Origin of the sequence: Butyrivibrio sp. AE3003 (assembly GCF_000686065.1) — a bacterium.
In the GTDB taxonomy this organism is placed as follows: domain Bacteria; phylum Bacillota; class Clostridia; order Lachnospirales; family Lachnospiraceae; genus Butyrivibrio; species Butyrivibrio hungatei_A.
Genome location: NZ_JMLX01000001.1, coordinates 173,110 through 192,461, shown reverse-complemented (window position 1 = coordinate 192,461; position 19,352 = coordinate 173,110). Strand labels below are relative to the sequence as shown.

Here is a 19,352-nt window from a genome sequence, read left to right as displayed (position 1 = left end):
GATAACCCATTAGGAAATATTTAAATGATAAAAAAACAAATCATATTCATATACATTATATCAAATCTAGTGCTGCTGTCATCAAATACCTCGACCTTTTTGCGAATCGCATAAATTGTACTATTTTTGCAAGGGATGTATAATCAATCACACGGAAAGAAAGATGAATCAAGATAGGAGCATTTAATGAAAAAAAGAATTACTAACCCAATTTTAATATGCACATTATGTCTTATCGTAGCTACTTCAACAGGCTGCGTAAGCCAAACAGACGAAAACAACGAAAATGCAACGGCAGATTTATCGCACACGGGTTCTGAATTGTTAAATAAAGAAAATCAAGAACAGGTAAATAATTCTGAAAGCACTCAGGCCAATTCTCTTATTAGCAGAAAATATGTAAGAGAAGACAACGATGTAATCTTCGGTGAGGAAGTCAGCTTTGAAACGTCTTACACTTTCTTTGAAGAAAATAATGGCGTTTTTTGCGAAAACTACGATATCGGAGGGGTACGAAGTTTTACCTATGACGAAAAAAAGATCTATTATTGCGATGGAACTTCATATGATTACACTATCGAAGGTGATGTTCTAAATATTGAAGGTGAGGATGGTCTCGTATCCTTTGAAAAAAAGGTTGAAACAGGTCCGATATATGAAGGTGACTTCTCTGAGTTTGAAGGAACATACAAAACGACTTCCAATACCAATGATTCATTTGGCGGTGGAGACATCATACCGGATGTGATTCTCGACTCAGATGGCATTATTACAGGTGGTTATGATACTGATATTCTTGAAATGCACAAAGAAAATAATGTGAATACTTTTGAAAATCAAAAACCTATATACGTGACAAAATGGAATGACGGCAGCTATTACTGTGTAGTCAACTTTTTATCGGATTCCTTCTTAGATGCAGATGGAGAAAACTGCGGAGGCTTTGTTGAATTGGCATATCGCATATATCCAAAAAATTCCAATTCCGAATTTGCCTCCTATTCTGATTATTCTAATGATTACGTCTATATCCAACTATATGAATTTGATGGCGGTGTTTACAATCCTGTATTTTACAAATCCGATACCCCTCAGTAAGCAAGTGCGGATTTCGTGAGAAAGTGATACAAGAGTCAACCAAGCCTCATCGACGAAGTCGATTCTAATTGGCTTGGTTGATGCATTCTTGAACCACAGATTCAAGATGTCATTGTTTTCTGAACGCATTCTTTATTGCCTCTACAATCTGCTTCTTATCAGCTCCATCAGAGATTTCTTCCAAAACTTTTGTAAGTTTTGTAATAAAACTTTTTGCAAATTTAGATTCAATAAACTTTGTAATCCAATCAATATCATCAAGCGTTTTGTTTCCTAAATATATTTGTTCAAAAGCATAGATTGCCCCTTCTCCTATTGCCGCAACAAATCCTCCTGCTATAACTGCATTAACAACGCTTGCAGCAAGGTTTAATCCAGGAATAGCTTTCAAAGCAACTATTGCATTTCTTGCAACTGCACTTACCGTCCCCACTTCAATGATAATTTTAATAAACTTCTTGCTTCTATCATCCTTTTTTATTCCATAAATTGAGGCTATTGCATTTACTTCTGCTATCTCAGTTGGCGATAAAATCATTGCATCAGGAAATGGAATAGGTACTGCTCCGACAACTACTCCCGCAGTAGTCGCTACTCCAACAACAGACTGCGCCATCAATCTCCTGCGCTGTAATTTATATGAATTGACATCATTAATTGCTGCCTTTTTTCCATCAGGTAACAATGCAACTGTCTTCTCTATAAGTTCCGGTATTCCATACGGTGCAGCAAAAGCGTCATCATTAAGCACATATGTTGCTGCAACAACCGGAATAATCTCACGAAGATTTGCTCCTGCTTTTTTCTGTCTATAGAATACTTTTTTTACTAATTCAATATTCTGATCACGTTCCGGCACAGAATACGATTTTGTAATAACAACAATAATCGGAACTGATTTCCAAATACTTGTTGCTCTCATAAGATTTTTGATAGTATCATCAAATAGTTTACTGGAAGTTCCATCAATGCAGAACCAAATCACATTAATATTATGATCCTCATCCGTAACACTCTGCTTAGACCATTTCTGTACTTCCTGAATAACCTTCATTTTCTTGATAAAAGATGGTTCAAATCCCGCTGTATCTACAAGCCTCAAACCAATCTCTTCGTTCAAATATATATGTATATTCTTTGTAGTTCCCTCATACCCAATTCCGGTTTCTGCATCTTCTGTTCCAATAACCGCATTTATCAGTGTCGACTTGCCAACACCTGAATTGCCGATAACAAGAACATTTCCCATCTCCATAAGCGAACCTCCAAATATTACAATCTAAAGATCACAAACTCTCTTATCTAAATATGTAAGTGATAACAAAACTATATCTCCATCTGTACTATATGCCCATATTTCAGCTCATCCTGTAAGAGATCATAAACATATGCTGGACTTTCTCCATATAATCCTGTCTCTATATCCAAAAGTTTCTCGTATACTTCTGAATCATATATTATATGCATTGCTTTATCGTATTCTAGATTCTTGTCCTCGGTCAGCATTTCAACAAGATCTTGAAACATATACTCAATCATCTGTTGTTCTTTTGTCATATAACAAATTCCCGCCTAGTAACACTATTTAGTAATAGTTTGCTCCACATTATATATATATTCAATGGCTTTTTCAAAATAGTCCACTAACCCCGTCACCGTAGCTCAAACTTCTCTCCTTCGTATACACGGATTGGGTTTCCGCGCACAATCTGCGCATGTTTGCTCCAGGCGTCGTTTTTCTGCAAATCCTTGCTTGTTTCATTAAGCTCTCTGAGAACTGCGGACAATTTCTTGAGAGCATCCTGCTTGTTGGCGAACTGTGAGCGTTCTCTTGTTGACGATACTGTAATACCGGTGGGAATATGGATGACTCTGACTCCCGTCTCGACTTTGTTGACGTTCTGACCGCCCGGACCACCGCTGTGAAACTTCTCGATTCTTACGGTATCAGCGGTAAGCTTTTCGCTTATCACTTCAGGCTCGGGAATAACACTTACATCAACAAACCAGTTTTTTCTCTTATGCCCCGGTCTGTACTTGCTCTTGCAGATCCACTGCATTGTTCCTTCAAGCCCTGAAAGATTCTGTACAGATGAAAAGACAATTGATGAAAATGCTCCTTCAATCTCCCCTTTCACTGATGTTATCATCTCAATATCCGAAAATTCTTTTTTCAAAGCTCTATATATTCCTCCGACAGCGACCCTGCATTCAACAGGGCCCTTTCCGGAACTTATCTGTAATATCATTTATGAATTGCCTCCCTTGTAGTTGTAGATTGGTTTTAGTATCTTATCGATCGACACCGTTTCCTCTATAGCTTCTTTAATATAGTCCACTCCTCTGTAAGCAAATGGAGCCTCATCCAGAGTATCTTTTCCGATGCATGTGGAATAAATCCCCTTCATTGATGCCTTAAACTCAGACACAGTGTGCGAACAGGTCACTTCTCCTCTTGATAAGATTCTTCCCGAACCATGTGGTGCAGAATTGTTCCACATGACATTTCCTTTTCCTTTTCCAAGTATCACGCCGTCTTTCATATTGATGGGTATGATAACATTCTCATTTTCCGCAGCGGAGATTGCACCTTTTCTAAGAACAGGTGCATCTCCGGCAAAGTCAACATAGTTATGAATGCATGAAACCTCTTCTATCCCCTTCCATTTCATACCTTTCATGATATCCATAGCAATAATTCTGCGGTTCAAGGCTGCATACTCCTGCACGACCGCAAGGTCATTCAGATAATCTTCCATAAGATTTCCCGAAAGATAGGTCATCTCGTAAGGAACATCTTCTTTTCCCTGTTCCTTTAGAAGCTTCTGTCCTGCTGCCATGTAATACTCAGCCACTTCTCTGCCCAGATTCCTGCTACCGCTATGAATGATCAGATATACTTCCTTTTTTTCATCAATATCCAGCTCAATAAAATGATTTCCACCACCAAGTGTGCCAATACTCAAAAGAGCCTTATCATTTCTGATGTGCTTATAGCAGCGAAGGCTCTCCAAATGAAATACCGCGCCATTATGAACTTTTTTTCTTATGTTTAATCCAACAGGTATGTTATCTCTGATTACCGCATCAAGCTTTTGAAAATCATTTCGAAACTTGCTCAGCTTTACGGCGAGCATTCCACATCCGATGTCAACACCCACAAGTGAAGGAAGAATCCTGTCAGTGACCGTCATGGTAAGCCCGATGGGTCCGACTTTCCCAGGATGAACATCCGGCATAACTCTTATTACCGAGCCTTCCGCCGCTCTGTTATCACAGATCATCTGAATCTGCGAAAGGGCATACTCATATACATTTGAACCATCAAACTCCTGTTTGCACATAATCTGTGCTTCTGCATATTTTCCATTTACAAGTATCAAAATAAAACCTCCGATACATCAGAGGCTACACTTGTCCTGCTCTGTTATTTATCCGTGAATAGTCTGATTGAATAATCAGGAAAAAGACGGCGGACAAACATGCCTCTGTCAATTACGTTATTAGTTCCAAAAATTGTCATGTATCTCATGATTGTCCTCCTTTCTGCTCATTGCGAGCAATTGAAAATTCTTAGTTACAACAAAAAGAAGTATAGCACATCATTTTGAAAAGTAAAACTTTTCAAAATGATCCACTAACCCCGTCCCCAAAAGGACCACATGAAATGTCGCCGACTGATTGAATCTTTCTGAATAGATAAAATGAACTTGTTTGAATTCTCTTTTCTCATGATTGTTATAATGCTGCTTCATCCTTTCGGAAACATTGGTAGATTCACCAATATAGATCTTTTTCCCATTCTCAAGAATATAGAGCATAGGCCAGTTATTGAGAAAATCATCATTTCCGTAATTTTCGCTTGGAAATTTGTGATTCGTGATTACATAAAGAATTTCTTGCGTCTGATCTGCAGTAGTCATGTAGTTGCTCCGCTTTTTTTGATGTTTTTAAAGCTGTGGTGCACTGAAATCTAAAATATAAAATTACTAAATCACTGAAAAAACAAGCTATAACTGCCTTCTATTATATCATATAAAAAGCTTTCCTCTACATATCAATGTAGCAGGAAAGCTTTTTGGTTTTCGCATAAAATTGTTACTCCTAAGATTCCTCTATAGTATATTCAATTCCATGATTCTTTGCGAACTGAACTGCGGCGCTATCTTCAGGTCCTACAATAATGCAATCCTCAATAAGAAAGTTTATATACTCATCATTTTCATTTGCATTAGGTTGAAAGAAAAGCTCATCGGTGTTGTCTTTATAATCTTCAAAAAAAGCCTCAGTATTTGCAAAATATAGCTTTACCTTTCCATTCTTTTTTATCATATCCTTATTGAATTCAAGCAAAAAACGCTTTGTTGTAAAACCTTTTGGAAAATGAATACCGGATACGTCATAATAATCCAGATATCCAAAACATCTATAACTTATAAATCTGATACCTTCCGGTATATATATATCCTTTTCATTTCCTGTGTAACCCAGCAGAAAATTTGAAAAATATGTAAATCCATTCTCCCGCTTCACCGTAAATTCCAGTCCTGAATGAAAGAAAGAGCCAATATCCGCACGCATATTATCCGCACCAACTATCTCTAAAAGCCTTAAGCAACTAGCGAAAGCATACCACTCTAAAGTAATCGGAGCGTTATTTACATTAACCGTTTTAAGATTGGAACAACTTTCAAATGCCCAAGGAAAAACCTGGGTTTTTGAATTGGGGAAGAACTCTAATTCAGTTAATTTTTCGCAGCCTCCGAATGCTCTGTATCTTATTTCATCCAAACAACCGTTAAACTTTATTTTTTCAAGATTGGAACACTGATCAAAGGCATGGTTATCTATAATTCGCATAGTTGATGGAAATTCAACTTCTCTGATATTGAGGTTTCTGCTAAATGCATTATAGAAAATCTCTGTAACAGGTTTTTCTGCTATCTTCTTTGGTATCTTTACTATCTCAGAAGTACCGGTGTACTCTTTTAGCACTGCATGATCTTTTTCAATCTTAAACAGATAATCCCCGTTCAAATACATCTTTCCTACAAGTGAAAGACAAAATAACTTATATCCTAATATGGCTATCAGAACTACAATGATAGAGAATATGATTTTTTTCCTGTTTAATATCGTATTCTTAATCTTTTCCATCAGTTCTTTTCACTTTCGCGTTCCATTAAAATAATCAGTATCCGGTAATTCTTTAATACTATTCTGCTCCTAATTTCTAATATATTCAACGACTACGGTGCATTTATCTACACTCACTTAATGAGAATGATCCACTACCCCCGTCCCCAAGGGACCACATATAAAAAGCTTTCCCATTCGCCGGCATCCCGGCGGTATATTAAATAGTAGGAACCTCACATAATAAAATAACACATGTAATAATATCACATAACCGCCTTGAAAAGGGCACTGAATGTGATTTTTATGTGATGTATGGTCCTAATAATAAAAAACACTCTCTGGGGTCATGCTTTTTCGGGCACAAACCGCTTACATAGCCCGTGATTTTGCATGATACATGGTCCTATCGCCAAATACTTCTCTCTAGGGCCATGCTCTCGGCTCCAAAATTCTCTCATACCCCCTGTGAAATCATGAAACTCATGGTCCTACAGCCACAATACATTCTCTAGGACCATACCCTCAGCCACAAAACTCTCTCATACCCCCTTCAAATTCATGAAACTCATGGTCCTACAGCCCCAATACACTCTCTAAGACCATACAACGTGTTCAAATTCTCCTTCTACGCAACATCTTAACCACAAAATCTTAAGCTTAAATATTTTGATAGCAACATCTTGGCCGTAAAACATCCATTCCTCCCAAAAGCAATTCCTCTCCTACAGCTAAAGCTAAAGCTATAACCGATATGCTCCACCTTCCCACCCCCTCATTCTTTTCCCTGTTTCGCATTTTCTGTAAATAGCGTATAATTATACTGTAAATAGTTAATTTGATGGCAATACCGGCTATGAGGTCTGACTATGTATTGGCAAAAGATAAACTACTACGGATTCGAAAAGCATCGCTATGATGATTGTAAAAAACTCATACATGACACAAATTACACGCACCTGTTAATTATTAACAGCTGGCTTCTTTTGATGACCCTCACATTCATGATTCTGTGTCTTTTGAACGAGTTTGGGCTGACAAGAAGAAATTTCAACATGTATTACTCGTTTATGATCCTGTCTCTGGTTTTTGAGGTCGTTTTTATTGTGCTCAAAAAATTCTGTGCTAGGTACTCAACTTTCTTTGTTCATGCAAGCTCAATTATCCTGATTGTTTTCGGAATATTCTCATCGGTCTCGCAGCCCTATCTTGCCGCAACTATGTATCTTGTCATAGTTGTCCTTCTTTCCGTTACATATATCGATACCATGATAAGATTTACTGTACTTCTTATCTTCTATTGCAGTATCTTTTTATACACTTCGTTCAAGTTCAAACCTCATTCACTCGCAGAACTTGATATGTACAATATAATTGTTTTCCTTGCTCTTTCGCTTATTCTGCATTACTTCTTCCAGCACAATAAAATGACACAGTTCTATACGCTTCAAAAAAATATTCAGATTCAGCGCGACCTCGAGATACGCTCAAGTTTTGATACTTTGACGGATCTTCTTAACAGAGCTCGTTTTTTTTGCGATAGCCGATCAGATCATAAAAGATCCGATAAGGCGCGATGAATTCCTCGCCGTATGTCTGCTGGATCTTGATAAGTTCAAAGAGATAAACGACAAACTCGGACATCAGATGGGCGACAAGGCAATCCAGACGACATCACACACCATAGTGGAAGCCTTGAATATTGATATGTTTGAGAAATGGTCTTTTACAGAAAGAGCCGTGCGCGACAAATTCAGCATCGCAGGAAGACTCGGCGGCGATGAGTATATAATGCTCATACGCGGTCAGAAAAACATGGAAAATGTAATATCTCTTTTGCAATATATTCTTACAAAGCTAAATGCAGTGCAGATTGGCGAACTAAGCGGCATTAACGCTTCTTTGGGTGTTACCGCCGTCACGGGCGATGACAAAGACATGGATGCAATCTATAAGCGTGCCGACGAAGCTCTCTACCAATCCAAAAAACAGGGAAGAAACCGCATCACGGTAGGCTGAAGTTTTTCCTCTTTTCCATAAGGAGTGCAGATATGATCATTGTTGTAAAAGCCCTTATTTTATGTGGAATCATAATAGCGGTCTACACCACTCTGGAGTGTATCTCTTTTTTCACCATTCACAGAGATGTCATTACTACATTTGACGGGAAGAAAAAAGTGATCCTCTATGCTTCCTACTGTCTCTACATAGCCACATGCTTCTTCTTTGTAGCTGCAATGTTCATTAGCCGCGACAATATCCTAAGCGGGATTGTAGTGGTCATTCTGTCCCTGATAATGTTTCTTTTCACCAATTGGATATTCATAGTCATAACAAATGTGAAGTCCAAGACAAAGGAGATCGCAGAGAGCCTGATCGGAATGATCGAAGCGCGCGACACCAACCTCGACGGCCACTCCATCCACGTTATGGAGATTGCCATGCTCATATATGACTACCTTCCGTACAAATATAAAAAGACAATTCAATGTGAGAATCTGCGCTATGCGGCTCTTTTCCTCGATGTCGGAAAACTCGGAATCCCGAGCAAGATCCTGAACAAACCGGGAAAACTTGAAAGCGGCGAATGGGATCTTATAAAAAAGCACACAAACATCGGTGTGCAGGTACTTAAGCAAATTCACTCTTTTGACAATATATCCGACTGGATCTTGTACCATCACGAGCGAATTGACGGAAACGGCTACTACGGACTTAAAGGCAACGAAATTCCTCTCGCATCGAGGATAATAGCAGTTGCCGACACGTATTCCGCGATAGTCATGGTAAGGTCCTACAAGCCCTCGAGATCCTACGACGACGCTATCGGTTCTTTGAAGATTGCTGCAGGTTCGCAGCTTGATAAGGAAATCGTCAAGATATTCTGCTCGATCCCACGCGAAAAAGTCGAGGGTTGCACCAGAAGTGTAAAAGATAAGATGGCTCTTTTCCTCGCAAACGATTTCAGGGAAGACAATCTGTAAGGAGATGATCGTATGAATTTTGGAAAAAAAATTATTATCCCGCTTCTCTTAGCCGGCATGGTAACTTCTTCCGCTTGCGCCGAAACGGCAAGCAATTCGATGACCGGTGCGAATATCTCAAATAAGGACAAGCCTGTTGTCTGGTTTAACAGACAGCCTTCAAACAGCGAGACCGGCGAAATTGATTACGACGCCATAACTTTTAACAATAATACATACTACGTCGGTGTTGATATGGAGCAGGGTGCAACGCTGCAAGGCGAGATGATCATCAAATACATAATGGGCCGCGATGCTTCGCTTGACAGAAACGGTGACGGAATCATCGGCTATGTCCTTGCCATAGGCGATACGGGGCACAATATATCCGCCGCAAGAACGCGCGGAGCAAGAAAAGCTTGCGGAACTGCCGTAAAAAAAGATGATGTGATAATTCCCGATGCCGTCGGACTAAACCTCGATGGAAGTTCTAAGATCGTAACAGACGGAAGCATCACAATAGCGGGAAAAGACTATATCATAAGAGAGCTTGCGTCAAAAGAGATGGCATCTCCTAATGGCGCAACCTGGAATGCGGAAGCTGCGGGCGTTGCCATTGATGAATGGGTAAGCCTGTTTGGCGACAGCATAGATGTTATTATTTCCAACAACGACGGAATGGGACTTAAGATGTTTGATAAATGGGCTCACAGTAACGGTGTTCCCGTATTTGGATATGATGCAAACGGAGACTGCGTAGCTGCCATAAAGGACGGCTTTTGCGGAAGTATCAGCCAAAGAGCCGAAATTCAGGCATACCTTACGCTGCGCATTCTAAGAAATTGTCTTGACGGAGTTGATGTAAACACCGGAATCGGTGTGATAGACGATGCCGGAAACGTTCTTCGCGATGCTGACTATTACTATGCCGACAGGGAGCGCGCCTTCCTGGCACTAAACCTTGCCGTTACAAGTGAAAACTATATATCGCACCTCGATCCGAGAGCGCCGTATGAAGAAGTAACGCACCAGCTTAATGAAGATGAGCATCCAAGAAAAAAGGTGTGGCTAAACATCTACAGTACCGAAGATGATTTCCTTAGCCAGACGTACCAGCCGCTGCTGCAGCTGTACGCCTACTCCCTCAATCTTGATCTTACCATCGTGATTGGCAACGGATATGACGAATCAAGCATTACTTCGCAGCTGGGCGATCCGTCAGAATATGACGCGTTTGCGATCAATATGATAAAGACAGATAATGCACATATTTACATGGATCTGCTCTCCAAGTAAGATATAGCTTTGGCTCTGCCCAGGTCATAGACACGCTGGAGCTGTGCAGGGTCTTTTTCGACAGGACTGATATTTAAAGGCGCGTCGGGACGGATGACTTTAATCTCGCCGGCGAGCTCTTTTTCTCTGATATACTTCTTCTCCTCGTTATACATGATGTAGCGCTCTTCCATCGCTTTGATCATGTTGGGGTATTTGCGGAGCATAAAGCGGACGAGTGGCATATAGGACTGTGGTTTCTTTATATAGTCAACGGGCTGGGTTTCAATGACGAGGTTGTTATCGTAGCCTTGCTCTTCCATAAATTTAAGCGGGATGGAATCTGATATTCCGCCGTCTAAGTATTTGCCACCGGCTATGTCTACAGGTCTTGATACAAGCGGCATTGAAGCGGATGCCTGTATCCAGATTATATCGTCTTTTTCCCCGGTAAGGCACTTATGATATACGGGCTTGCCGGTTGTTATGTCCGTTGCAACGCAGTAGAACTCCATCGGTGAATTCTTAAATGTCTCAATGTCCCATTTATCAAGCTTGTAAGGAAGTTCGTCGTAGCAAAATTTTACGTTATAGATGTCGCCTGTTGTCAAAAGAGATGAGATGCTGTGATATCTTTTGTCCGCGCAGTATTTCTTATTATATCTGAGCGCTCTTCCGTGCTGCTTTGACTTGATATTACAGCCAAACGTAGCTCCCGCGGAAACTCCCACGGCTCCGTCAAATTCAATCCCCTCTTCCAGAAAAACATCAAGCACGCCGCAAGTGAACATGCCTCTCATTGCTCCGCCTTCCAAAACAAGCCCTTTTTTCATCTTATGATAACCTCTCCGCTGCATTCTATTACAGGTGCCTCCGTGATGATCTCACCGACGGCATCTGCTGTTATTTTGCCCGATCTCGGGTTCTTGACTGAATCTATGCTACCTATTATACTCGCTTCTACATCCGAATATTCAAAAGAAAGATCGCAGCCTTCCATCGTACAATCGATAAGCTTAAGGTCCTTGCAGTAGCAAAGCGGCTGCGTTCCTATTATCTTGCAGTTAATAAGTGTAAGCCCTTCCGAATACCATGCAAGGTACTCACCCTTAACGATGCTGTCTCTTACCGTAACGTTCTTAGTGTGCCAAAAAGCATCCTTGGTATCAAAGTTGCAATTTGATATTTCCATGTTTTCAACATATTGAAAAGAGTATTTGCCCTTCATCTCGACATTATCAAGTTTCAGGTTCTTACTGTCAAGGAACAGATACATTGATTCAACTTTCGTATCTTTAAGCGTGATGTTGTCACACTTCCATCCAAACTCCTCAGACACAATATCGCTGTTCTCGATGATTATATCCTTGCACTCTCTAAGAGCCTTAATACCGCCAAGCTTGGAATCCTTTATCTTTCCGTTTTTATCGTACCAGAGAGCTGCCCTCGTAAATTCATTCATAGAAGACTTATCAATCTCAAAGTTCGTCACGTGCCAAAGTGGATACCTTAGGGAAAAACTGCATTCTTCCACCTTTATATCCCTTGCCTCTTTAAGCGCAGACTCGCCGTCTGCAGGTCCTTCGAATCTACAATTCCTAACCTCTGCATCAGTGAGATTATAAAGAGCTCTCTCCTCATCAAACTGCTTGTTCTCTACAATATTCTTCATATAAACCTCATAATCAACCAAAAAATAAAACAACTTCGAATCATATTATATTGTACACAATTTAAAATTAAATGCAAGCAGGTGCAAAAACACTCTAATTTGTGTAAGCGTCGTTTTCCTTATGTGAAAAAGAAAGATAATTTCATAAAATTTTTATATTTTAACGGGTTAAAGTGGCTAAATATCACTATTATTTCTATGATAAATAGTATATAATGTATTCATTGAATGAAATCTTGTATCAAAACCACAATAGGTTGAGGGGCCTATTAATTTACAAGCAAATCATTTAGTAATTTTATTTCTTATGAATTGAATATTTCTTATGAGACGAGGAGGAAAAAAAAATGAGACGTTCAGCTAAGGCCAAGAATAACATCAGCCAAAGTTGCATCGAGATCATGGCAGATGCAATTAAGGCAAAAGAGCAGAACCTTTCCTACGGCAAATTCAAAGCACTCGATATGATGGGAGCCGGAAATGTATCGGATGAAGAATACACTTCAGAGTACACCGTACATACAACGGAGCTTATCCACAGGAAGGAGAACAATACAGAGAAAAAAGCATTAGCGTTCGTTAAAATCAGGTGATTAGTTCAGTTCCAAATAAAGAAAGCATCAATCTTTTTTTCATTATGAAAGGTTGGTGCTTTATTTTTGTACTTTTATTCTCTCATCTCCCGCAAGATAAAATAACAGCGCCTGTCTTGCGTGTTCTTTGTCCGTGGCTTCGACACTTACCGTAAACTGATAAGTGTGCTTTTTGACTTCTTCTGATTGAACCCTGTTTTCAGCCTCCGCGATCGACTTATCCTTAGTATCTTCGCTCGTCATCTCCATAATGTCTTCAATTGCGAATTTCCTGAACATATCGCGATGTCCGGCGTCCGGCATATACTTTTCTATAAGCATCAGCGTATTTCCGAGGTTCAGATAATCACCGTGGAGAAAAGCCTCGATATCAAGCACGTCGTTCTTGGTCTTATCGACATAATCCTCCCAGGTAATCTCCGCTTTCAGTATCTCGCCGTCCTTATCAATGTTTTCCTCCTGCCAGTCAAGGACATACCATTTCCAGATCTGGAGTCTTTTTCTGTCCACTTCTTCATCGCTAAGCTCAGCCATCTTCTGGCAAGCATGCCTCGTCCCCCTGGAAACAAGCGCATCTGTAGTCTTATCTACATCGTAAGTCCTGCTGAAAACTTTCTTTTTCTTTTCCGCATTAACAATAGTAAGCTTAAGTGAATTGTCGGAAACTCTAGTCATAGTAAGGCTGTAGTCTCCGTGACGCGCAATAACCACCGGTCTTTCAATCAGAATGGTATCCCTAAACTTTATGAAAGACTTAAGAACATCATCATTTTGAATATAACGAAAGGTTCTGCTCATCGTAATCCTTTCTCAATTCCGTTATTCACTATACTTCGCCTGTGTCAAAGGTACTCTCTCTTAAACTCCTCTATCCTGCACGGATGCCCGAAATAATATCCCATCATATCAGAAATGGGATATTGCTTGGCAATCTTAAGCGTCTCCTCATCCTCTATGCCTGTGAAACACGTCCTTATATTAAGTCTGTGGGCAAAAGAAGTAACGGCTTCCACCATGTACTTAGTAGTAATGTTATTCTCCATTCCCCCCGTCATTGAAGGAACGAGATTGATAAGGTCTATCGGCAGATGCCTTACAAGATCCATTGCCGCAAAGTCTGACGCATCAAGCCCTATCTTAAGCCCGCATGACTTAAGGAATTCAATCTGGCTCTTTAGATGTTCCATTCCAAGCTGACTGCTGCTGTTTGTAAGTTCAAGGCACAGGCCTGTTGCCGGATATCCCGTTCTTCGCAAGATTTCCAAAAGAACTGTTCTGAACTCGGATCTTTCAAGCTGCATAAATGCAAGGTTTACACTGAGGTAAAAATCTTTTTGACTTCTCTTTATCTCAAGCGCCTCTCCGAGCGCCGTCTCAAGAATCCAGTTTCCAAGCGCATAGAAAACAGGATCCTGCTCAAGCCATGGGATGAACTCCGATGGCGAAACCGAGCCGAAAGGTTCTTTTTCCCATCTTACGAACACTTCCATTCCCACAAGCTGATTGTCGGTAACCGAAAAGATCGGCTGATACTCAAGATAGAAGCCGTGATATCCGTTTATGACGCTGTTTCTTACTTCATTTACAAGAGCCATGTTACTCTTATTGCTTTCCGCCGTATCGTTCTGGAAAACCATAAGATTTCCGTGCTTCTGCGTCTTGGAATAATTAAGCGCATACTTCGCGCTCGTATAAATCGAATGCTCGTCTATATCAAAATCGGTCGCGATTATTATGCCGCCGCCAAGTTCATTGACAACACGCTTTCCTTCGACCATTATACCTTCTCTTGAATAAGTCTTAAGCCTCATAAAGAGTCTTTTAAGCGGCTCAAGATCTATGTTCTCGCTGATGAGCGCAAGGATTGTTCCCTCGCCTCTGTATGCCTTTCCTATCGGTGCACCGTCCGTCGCAAGCTTAGTCGCAAGCGCCCTGAGCACACTGTTACCGGTCATATATCCGTAACGCCTGTTTACATCACCAAAGTCGATGAAATTGATCATAAGAACGGCATAGGTCTTTTTATTATTCTTAAGACTTCTCATGTCATTCAGCATTTCATACTGGTTGGGCAAAAGAGTTATCGGATCGTTGTTGTTTATTATTCCTTTGTTTGTTATTGAACATGCGTAAAAAGAGGGCTTTCCGACATAGTCTTTTATTACGACACCCCTGCATGAGCACGCAACATACTCGCCGTTTTTGTTTCTTGCCCTGTATTCAAAATTGGGATCAAGCTTAACACCGACAAAAACCTGCTTGAGATACTCGTTATACTTTTCTCTGTCATCAGGGTGGATCTTGCTTTCCCATACAGCCGATGCATTATAAATATACTCGCTTGTAAGTCCGAAGTAATCAACTGCGTTAAGTGACCACCTCGAGATATTTTTTGCCATGTCATAGACATATACATATCGGCTTCTCGACGTTACCGCAAAGGTATCGAAAATCCTATTGATTGTATCGTACACTCCTCCTGACATCCCGCATTCTACCTCTTTCCAATAATCTTATGCCAATTGGTGTAATGTTTTTTGGCACATCTATTAACATTATATCATCTAAGAGATTTTTTCGCTTGCATAAAAAAAGAAGCAACAGTTCATTTTGTACCGACCTCCCAAAAGTTAGATTTTTGGTCTAACTTTTGGGGGTCGGTACACCGATCACGATTACTGCTTCTTCTTTATTCTTAATTATTCAGTTACGGAAGTTACTTCGCAACGATATTTACAATTCTTCCCGGAACGTAAATTTCTTTTACTATTGTCTTGCCCTCAAGCTTGTCGGCAATGAGCTCTTTACCCTTTGCGATAACTTCGTCCTTAGGGTCATCCTTGCTGATGTTGAGAGTTGCCTTTACTTTACCGTTGATCTGAACTGCGATCTCAACAGTGTTTGTAACTGTCTTAGCCTCGTCAAATTCAGGCCAGCTCTGCTGATACAAACGACCCTCACCTCCGATTGTCTGCCAGATTTCCTCTGTGATATGAGGTGCAACAGGGTTAAGGAGTGTGATAAGTGTCTTGTACTCGCCCTTTGTAACGGCATTCTTCTTATAGAAGTCATTTATAAGTGCCATCATTGCTGCGATAGCTGTATTGTACTTAAGGTTCTCAAAGTCGAATGAAACCTTCTGGATTGTCTGGTGCATCTTGGTCTCAAGGTCTTTTGAATAACCTTCTTCATCAGTCATGATATCCTGAAGTTTCCATACTCTGTCAAGGAATCTGCGGCACCCCTTAACTCCGTCTTCTGACCAGCTTGCTGCAAGGTCGAATGCTCCGATGAACATTTCATAAGTACGAAGTGTATCTGCGCCGTAATCTCTTACGATATCGTCAGGGTTAACTACGTTTCCTCTTGACTTACTCATCTTCTCGCCGTTCTCACCAAGGATCATACCGTGAGAAGTTCTCTTCTGATAAGGCTCGGGAGTGTTAACAACGCCCTGATCATAGAGGAACTTGTGCCAGAATCTTGAATAAAGAAGGTGAAGTGTTGTATGCTCCATTCCTCCGTTATACCAGTCTACAGGCATCCAGTATTTAAGAGCTTCTTTGCTTGCAAGCTCGTTGTCGTTTGTAGGATCGCAGTATCTTAAGAAGTACCATGAAGATCCTGCCCACTGAGGCATTGTATCTGTCTCTCTCTTAGCGGGGCCGCCGCAGCAAGGACATGTTGTATTTACCCAGTCTGTCATAGCTGCAAGAGGTGACTCACCGTTATCTGTAGGCTCGTAGCTCTCTACTTCGGGAAGAAGAAGAGGAAGCTCAGATTCAGGTATAGATACATATCCGCACTTCTCACAGTGAACTACAGGGATAGGCTCACCCCAATATCTCTGACGTGAAAATACCCAGTCACGAAGCTTATAATTAACCTTGGCATGACCGATCTTCTTTTCCTCAAGGAACTCGATCATCTTAGCCTTGGCATCTGCTACAGAAAGGCCGTTGAGGAATCCTGAATTAACAAGTACTCCTGTTGCAACGTCTGTAAATGCAGCAGCGTTAACATCAACTTCCTCGCCATCCTTTGCAACAACCTGAATGATAGGAAGATCAAATTTCTTTGCAAATTCCCAGTCTCTGTCATCATGTGCAGGAACCGCCATGATAGCACCTGTTCCGTAGCTCATGAGTACGTAATCTGAAACCCAGATAGGAATCTCTTTTCCATTAACAGGATTAATGGCAACGATACCGTCAACCTGCACACCTGTCTTATCCTTGGCAAGCTCAGAACGCTCGAAGTCAGACTTCTTTGCAGCTTCCTCACGGTAAGCAAGGATAGCGTCGAAGTTACTGATCTTGTCCTTATATTTATCAAGATAAGGATGCTCGGGTGAAACTACCATATAAGTAGCTCCGAAGAGTGTATCGCATCTTGTTGTATATACTGTAAGCTTGTCCTCGGTATCTTTTATCGCAAAATCAACCTCGGCACCTGTTGAACGTCCGATCCAGTTCTTCTGTGAAACCTTAACTCTCTCGATATAATCAACAGTATCAAGTCCGTCGATGAGCTTATCTGCATACTCAGTGATCTTGAGCATCCACTCGCTCTTTACCTTACGAACAACGGGTGATCCGCAACGCTCGCAGACACCGTTAACAACTTCCTCGTTTGCAAGACCAACCTTACATGAAGTACACCAGTTGATAGGCATCTCCTTCTTGTAAGCAAGTCCCTCTTCGAAGAGTTTTCTGAAGATCCACTGTGTCCAGTGATAGTACTTAGGATCTGTTGTATTTATCTCTCTATCCCAGTCAAAAGAGTATCCGAGTGAATGAAGCTGCTCTTTGAATCTCTTTACGTTATTCTCTGTAACGATCTTGGGATGAATATGATTCTTAATGGCATAATTCTCTGTAGGAAGTCCGAACGCATCCCAGCCCATAGGATATAGTACGTTATATCCCTGCATTCTGCGCTTTCTTGCTACAATATCAAGCGCTGTATAAGGACGTGGATGTCCTACGTGAAGTCCCTGTCCCGAAGGATAAGGAAATTCTACAAGCGCATAGTACTTAGGCTTTGTGAAGTCATTTGTTGCAGCGAAAGCCTTCTCGTCGTCCCAGACCTGCTGCCACTTCTTTTCAACTACATGATGATTGTATACTTCTGACATGAGATATTACTCCTCCAATATAACTATTCAAACTATGCTCAGCTAATGAATAAAAGCATAGACTATCTACAAAATTTTACCACAAGCAAAACGGATGTCAAATAAACGGGGCAAAAAATCATGTACCGATTGCTGCGGCGTATATATGCAATTTTTGCTCATGTTGTGCCGGACACTCCAATGAGCCCAAAGCAGTAATCGATCGTGCAAAGGCAAGCTTAATTCTCTTCTTTGACAAAGTCCGACCACTCGCCCTCTTCATCTTTAAACTTGAGCGTATTTCCTTCAATCTTATATTCATATTCTATTCCGTCTATTTTGTCACCGACCCCTGCATCGGGATTATTAATCCAACCGGTAACATGGATTTTATTATCGTCATATGTAAATTTGTAATATCCGCCTTCGCCGTTGTATTTCAAATCCAGCTCACCGGTATTGTCATCATAAAATTTAATATATGCCTTATACCGATCCACCCAACAATTCAGCTCAGAATACCTAAAGCCATCACTCATAGTCCGAGTGTACACCGTAGCTTTCTTTGCAGGCTCCGCAGGATCAACAAACTTTGTGAATTCTACAAATTCATTGCATCTCTTATCAATGATCTCATCAATCTTTTCAAAGGAAACCTCGTTTGAACTGTCTTTGTACGGATCTTGTGTCGAATAATAAAATATATCCTCTTCGGTTTCTTTATCAAATTCACATCTGATGCCGTCAACAATATCAAGTTTATCTCCTGCAAATTTGTAAAAGGTTCCGACAACGCATATAGGGAAAGTTACATTTTCTCCTCCCTGTTCTTTGAAGATTTCTCCGTCTGCGGCAAAAAAGTACCTTTCATCTTTATTAGCTTTTAGCACATGAACCAAATTTCCGTCTTTAAGCGTAAATATGTCATAGATGACCGAATCATAGCTTCCAAGCGGAACCTTTGTTCCAGCTATATATGAATTTGCTCCGAGAATGAGCTCTTTTGCACCGTCACCATCCAGATCTTTTGTAAGATAGCCATAAACATCGTTATCTTCATTATCCTTATAATCTTCACTTGTTTCAGGCACATAAGGTAAAACTGTTTTTTTCTGAAAGATCAAGCTCACTCAGCTTTAAATCTCCCTTTTCAAGACCTTCTTTAATCTTGGAGATCAGATCTTCGTACACTCCGTAATCTTCATCACTTGCCGCAGAATTGCTCTGTCCGGCACCGTTTTCATCACTTGTGCCCGCATCGGTAGCAGCCTCTGCAGCATCATCTGCTTCCACAGTCTCTTCTTTATCCAATACATCCCCAATTATCGAGCTTACATCCGCCGGCTGACACCCTGTCAGGACCGCACTTACAAGCAGTAACAATAAACCTCTTTTCTTCATACCTTTTCCTTCTTTCTCCTATATCTCCCTGTTAAATCTTTTCATTATGAATGATAGCATATGAAAATATTCTTATCTGTGAAAAATTTTTGTATAAA

At 40.6% G+C, this 19,352-nt stretch carries 19 protein-coding genes; 6 read left to right on the top strand and 13 right to left on the bottom strand.

All coding sequences use genetic code 11. The features are described 5' to 3' along the window. Window positions 1-186 precede the first annotated feature (186 nt). Window positions 187-1,098: a hypothetical protein gene (locus CD00_RS0100885; protein WP_026654200.1), complete on the top strand. Its 912-nt coding sequence runs from the start codon at window positions 187-189 to the stop codon at window positions 1,096-1,098. Between the two features lie 109 nt (window positions 1,099-1,207). Here the strand turns inward: CD00_RS0100885 and CD00_RS0100880 are convergent, their stop codons facing one another. The 6 genes from CD00_RS0100880 to CD00_RS0100850 form a co-directional block, all read right to left on the bottom strand. Next, window positions 1,208-2,353, bottom strand: a complete 1,146-nt coding sequence (locus tag CD00_RS0100880; RefSeq protein ID WP_026654199.1) for a YcjF family protein — start codon at window positions 2,351-2,353, stop codon at window positions 1,208-1,210. 71 nt (window positions 2,354-2,424) lie between these two features. After that, window positions 2,425-2,655, bottom strand: a complete 231-nt coding sequence (locus CD00_RS0100875) for a hypothetical protein (protein ID WP_026654198.1) — start codon at window positions 2,653-2,655, stop codon at window positions 2,425-2,427. Window positions 2,656-2,750: 95 nt separating this feature from the next. Next, window positions 2,751-3,347, bottom strand: coding sequence for a peptide chain release factor H (prfH, locus tag CD00_RS0100870; protein WP_026654197.1), 597 nt, complete (start codon window positions 3,345-3,347; stop codon window positions 2,751-2,753). Continuing rightward, on the bottom strand, window positions 3,348-4,442 hold the full coding sequence (locus CD00_RS0100865) for an RNA-splicing ligase RtcB (RefSeq protein WP_034462217.1): 1,095 nt from the start codon (window positions 4,440-4,442) through the stop codon (window positions 3,348-3,350). A 258-nt stretch (window positions 4,443-4,700) separates the two neighbouring features. After that, window positions 4,701-5,021: a GIY-YIG nuclease family protein gene (locus CD00_RS0100855; RefSeq protein WP_026654195.1), complete on the bottom strand. Its 321-nt coding sequence runs from the start codon at window positions 5,019-5,021 to the stop codon at window positions 4,701-4,703. 181 nt (window positions 5,022-5,202) lie between these two features. Further along, window positions 5,203-6,255 (bottom strand): leucine-rich repeat domain-containing protein, encoded by a 1,053-nt coding sequence (locus tag CD00_RS0100850; RefSeq protein ID WP_026654194.1) that lies wholly within the window; start codon window positions 6,253-6,255, stop codon window positions 5,203-5,205. Between the two features lie 848 nt (window positions 6,256-7,103). Here CD00_RS0100850 and CD00_RS0100840 point away from each other — a divergent pair. Genes CD00_RS0100840 through CD00_RS0100825 form a run of 4 tightly spaced genes read left to right on the top strand, consistent with a single transcriptional unit; the run spans window position 7,104 to window position 10,493 of the window. Further along, window positions 7,104-7,814 (top strand): hypothetical protein, encoded by a 711-nt coding sequence (locus CD00_RS0100840; protein WP_026654193.1) that lies wholly within the window; start codon window positions 7,104-7,106, stop codon window positions 7,812-7,814. Continuing rightward, entirely contained in the window at window positions 7,744-8,253 is a 510-nt protein-coding gene (locus CD00_RS0100835; RefSeq protein WP_081811800.1) for a GGDEF domain-containing protein, read from the top strand. Before CD00_RS0100840 ends, CD00_RS0100835 begins: the two co-directional genes overlap by 71 nt. Before the next feature lie 32 nt (window positions 8,254-8,285). Continuing rightward, window positions 8,286-9,218 (top strand): HD-GYP domain-containing protein, encoded by a 933-nt coding sequence (locus CD00_RS18960; RefSeq protein ID WP_051199053.1) that lies wholly within the window; start codon window positions 8,286-8,288, stop codon window positions 9,216-9,218. 12 nt (window positions 9,219-9,230) lie between these two features. Further along, on the top strand, window positions 9,231-10,493 hold the full coding sequence (locus CD00_RS0100825) for a substrate-binding domain-containing protein (RefSeq protein ID WP_026654191.1): 1,263 nt from the start codon (window positions 9,231-9,233) through the stop codon (window positions 10,491-10,493). On the opposite strand, the gene CD00_RS0100820 is transcribed toward CD00_RS0100825, so the two are convergent. Beyond that, on the bottom strand, window positions 10,469-11,305 hold the full coding sequence (locus CD00_RS0100820; protein ID WP_026654190.1) for a patatin family protein: 837 nt from the start codon (window positions 11,303-11,305) through the stop codon (window positions 10,469-10,471). The genes CD00_RS0100825 and CD00_RS0100820 overlap by 25 nt on opposite strands. Then, complete coding sequence (locus CD00_RS16685; protein WP_034461891.1) at window positions 11,302-12,144, bottom strand: DUF3737 family protein; 843 nt, start codon at window positions 12,142-12,144, stop codon at window positions 11,302-11,304. The genes CD00_RS0100820 and CD00_RS16685 overlap by 4 nt, the downstream gene beginning before the upstream one ends. Before the next feature lie 347 nt (window positions 12,145-12,491). On the opposite strand from CD00_RS16685, the gene CD00_RS0100810 reads away from it, so the two are divergent. After that, complete coding sequence (locus CD00_RS0100810; RefSeq protein WP_026654189.1) at window positions 12,492-12,737, top strand: hypothetical protein; 246 nt, start codon at window positions 12,492-12,494, stop codon at window positions 12,735-12,737. 60 nt (window positions 12,738-12,797) lie between these two features. On the opposite strand, the gene CD00_RS0100805 is transcribed toward CD00_RS0100810, so the two are convergent. The 5 genes from CD00_RS0100805 to CD00_RS0100785 all read right to left on the bottom strand — a co-directional run bounded on the left by CD00_RS0100805 (window position 12,798) and on the right by CD00_RS0100785 (window position 19,254). Beyond that, window positions 12,798-13,535, bottom strand: coding sequence for a hypothetical protein (locus tag CD00_RS0100805; protein WP_026654188.1), 738 nt, complete (start codon window positions 13,533-13,535; stop codon window positions 12,798-12,800). 44 nt (window positions 13,536-13,579) lie between these two features. After that, window positions 13,580-15,136 carry a sensor domain-containing phosphodiesterase gene (locus tag CD00_RS0100800; RefSeq protein WP_196803715.1) on the bottom strand — a complete coding sequence of 519 codons (1,557 nt, stop codon included), beginning with the start codon at window positions 15,134-15,136 and terminating at the stop codon, window positions 13,580-13,582. A gap of 317 nt (window positions 15,137-15,453) precedes the next feature. Further along, window positions 15,454-17,874, bottom strand: coding sequence for a leucine--tRNA ligase (gene leuS, locus CD00_RS0100795; RefSeq protein WP_026654186.1), 2,421 nt, complete (start codon window positions 17,872-17,874; stop codon window positions 15,454-15,456). Window positions 17,875-18,092: 218 nt separating this feature from the next. Next, on the bottom strand, window positions 18,093-18,977 hold the full coding sequence (locus tag CD00_RS0100790; protein WP_026654185.1) for a hypothetical protein: 885 nt from the start codon (window positions 18,975-18,977) through the stop codon (window positions 18,093-18,095). Then, window positions 18,937-19,254 carry a hypothetical protein gene (locus tag CD00_RS0100785; RefSeq protein ID WP_026654184.1) on the bottom strand — a complete coding sequence of 106 codons (318 nt, stop codon included), beginning with the start codon at window positions 19,252-19,254 and terminating at the stop codon, window positions 18,937-18,939. The genes CD00_RS0100790 and CD00_RS0100785 overlap by 41 nt, the downstream gene beginning before the upstream one ends. Between the last annotated feature and the right edge of the window lie 98 nt (window positions 19,255-19,352).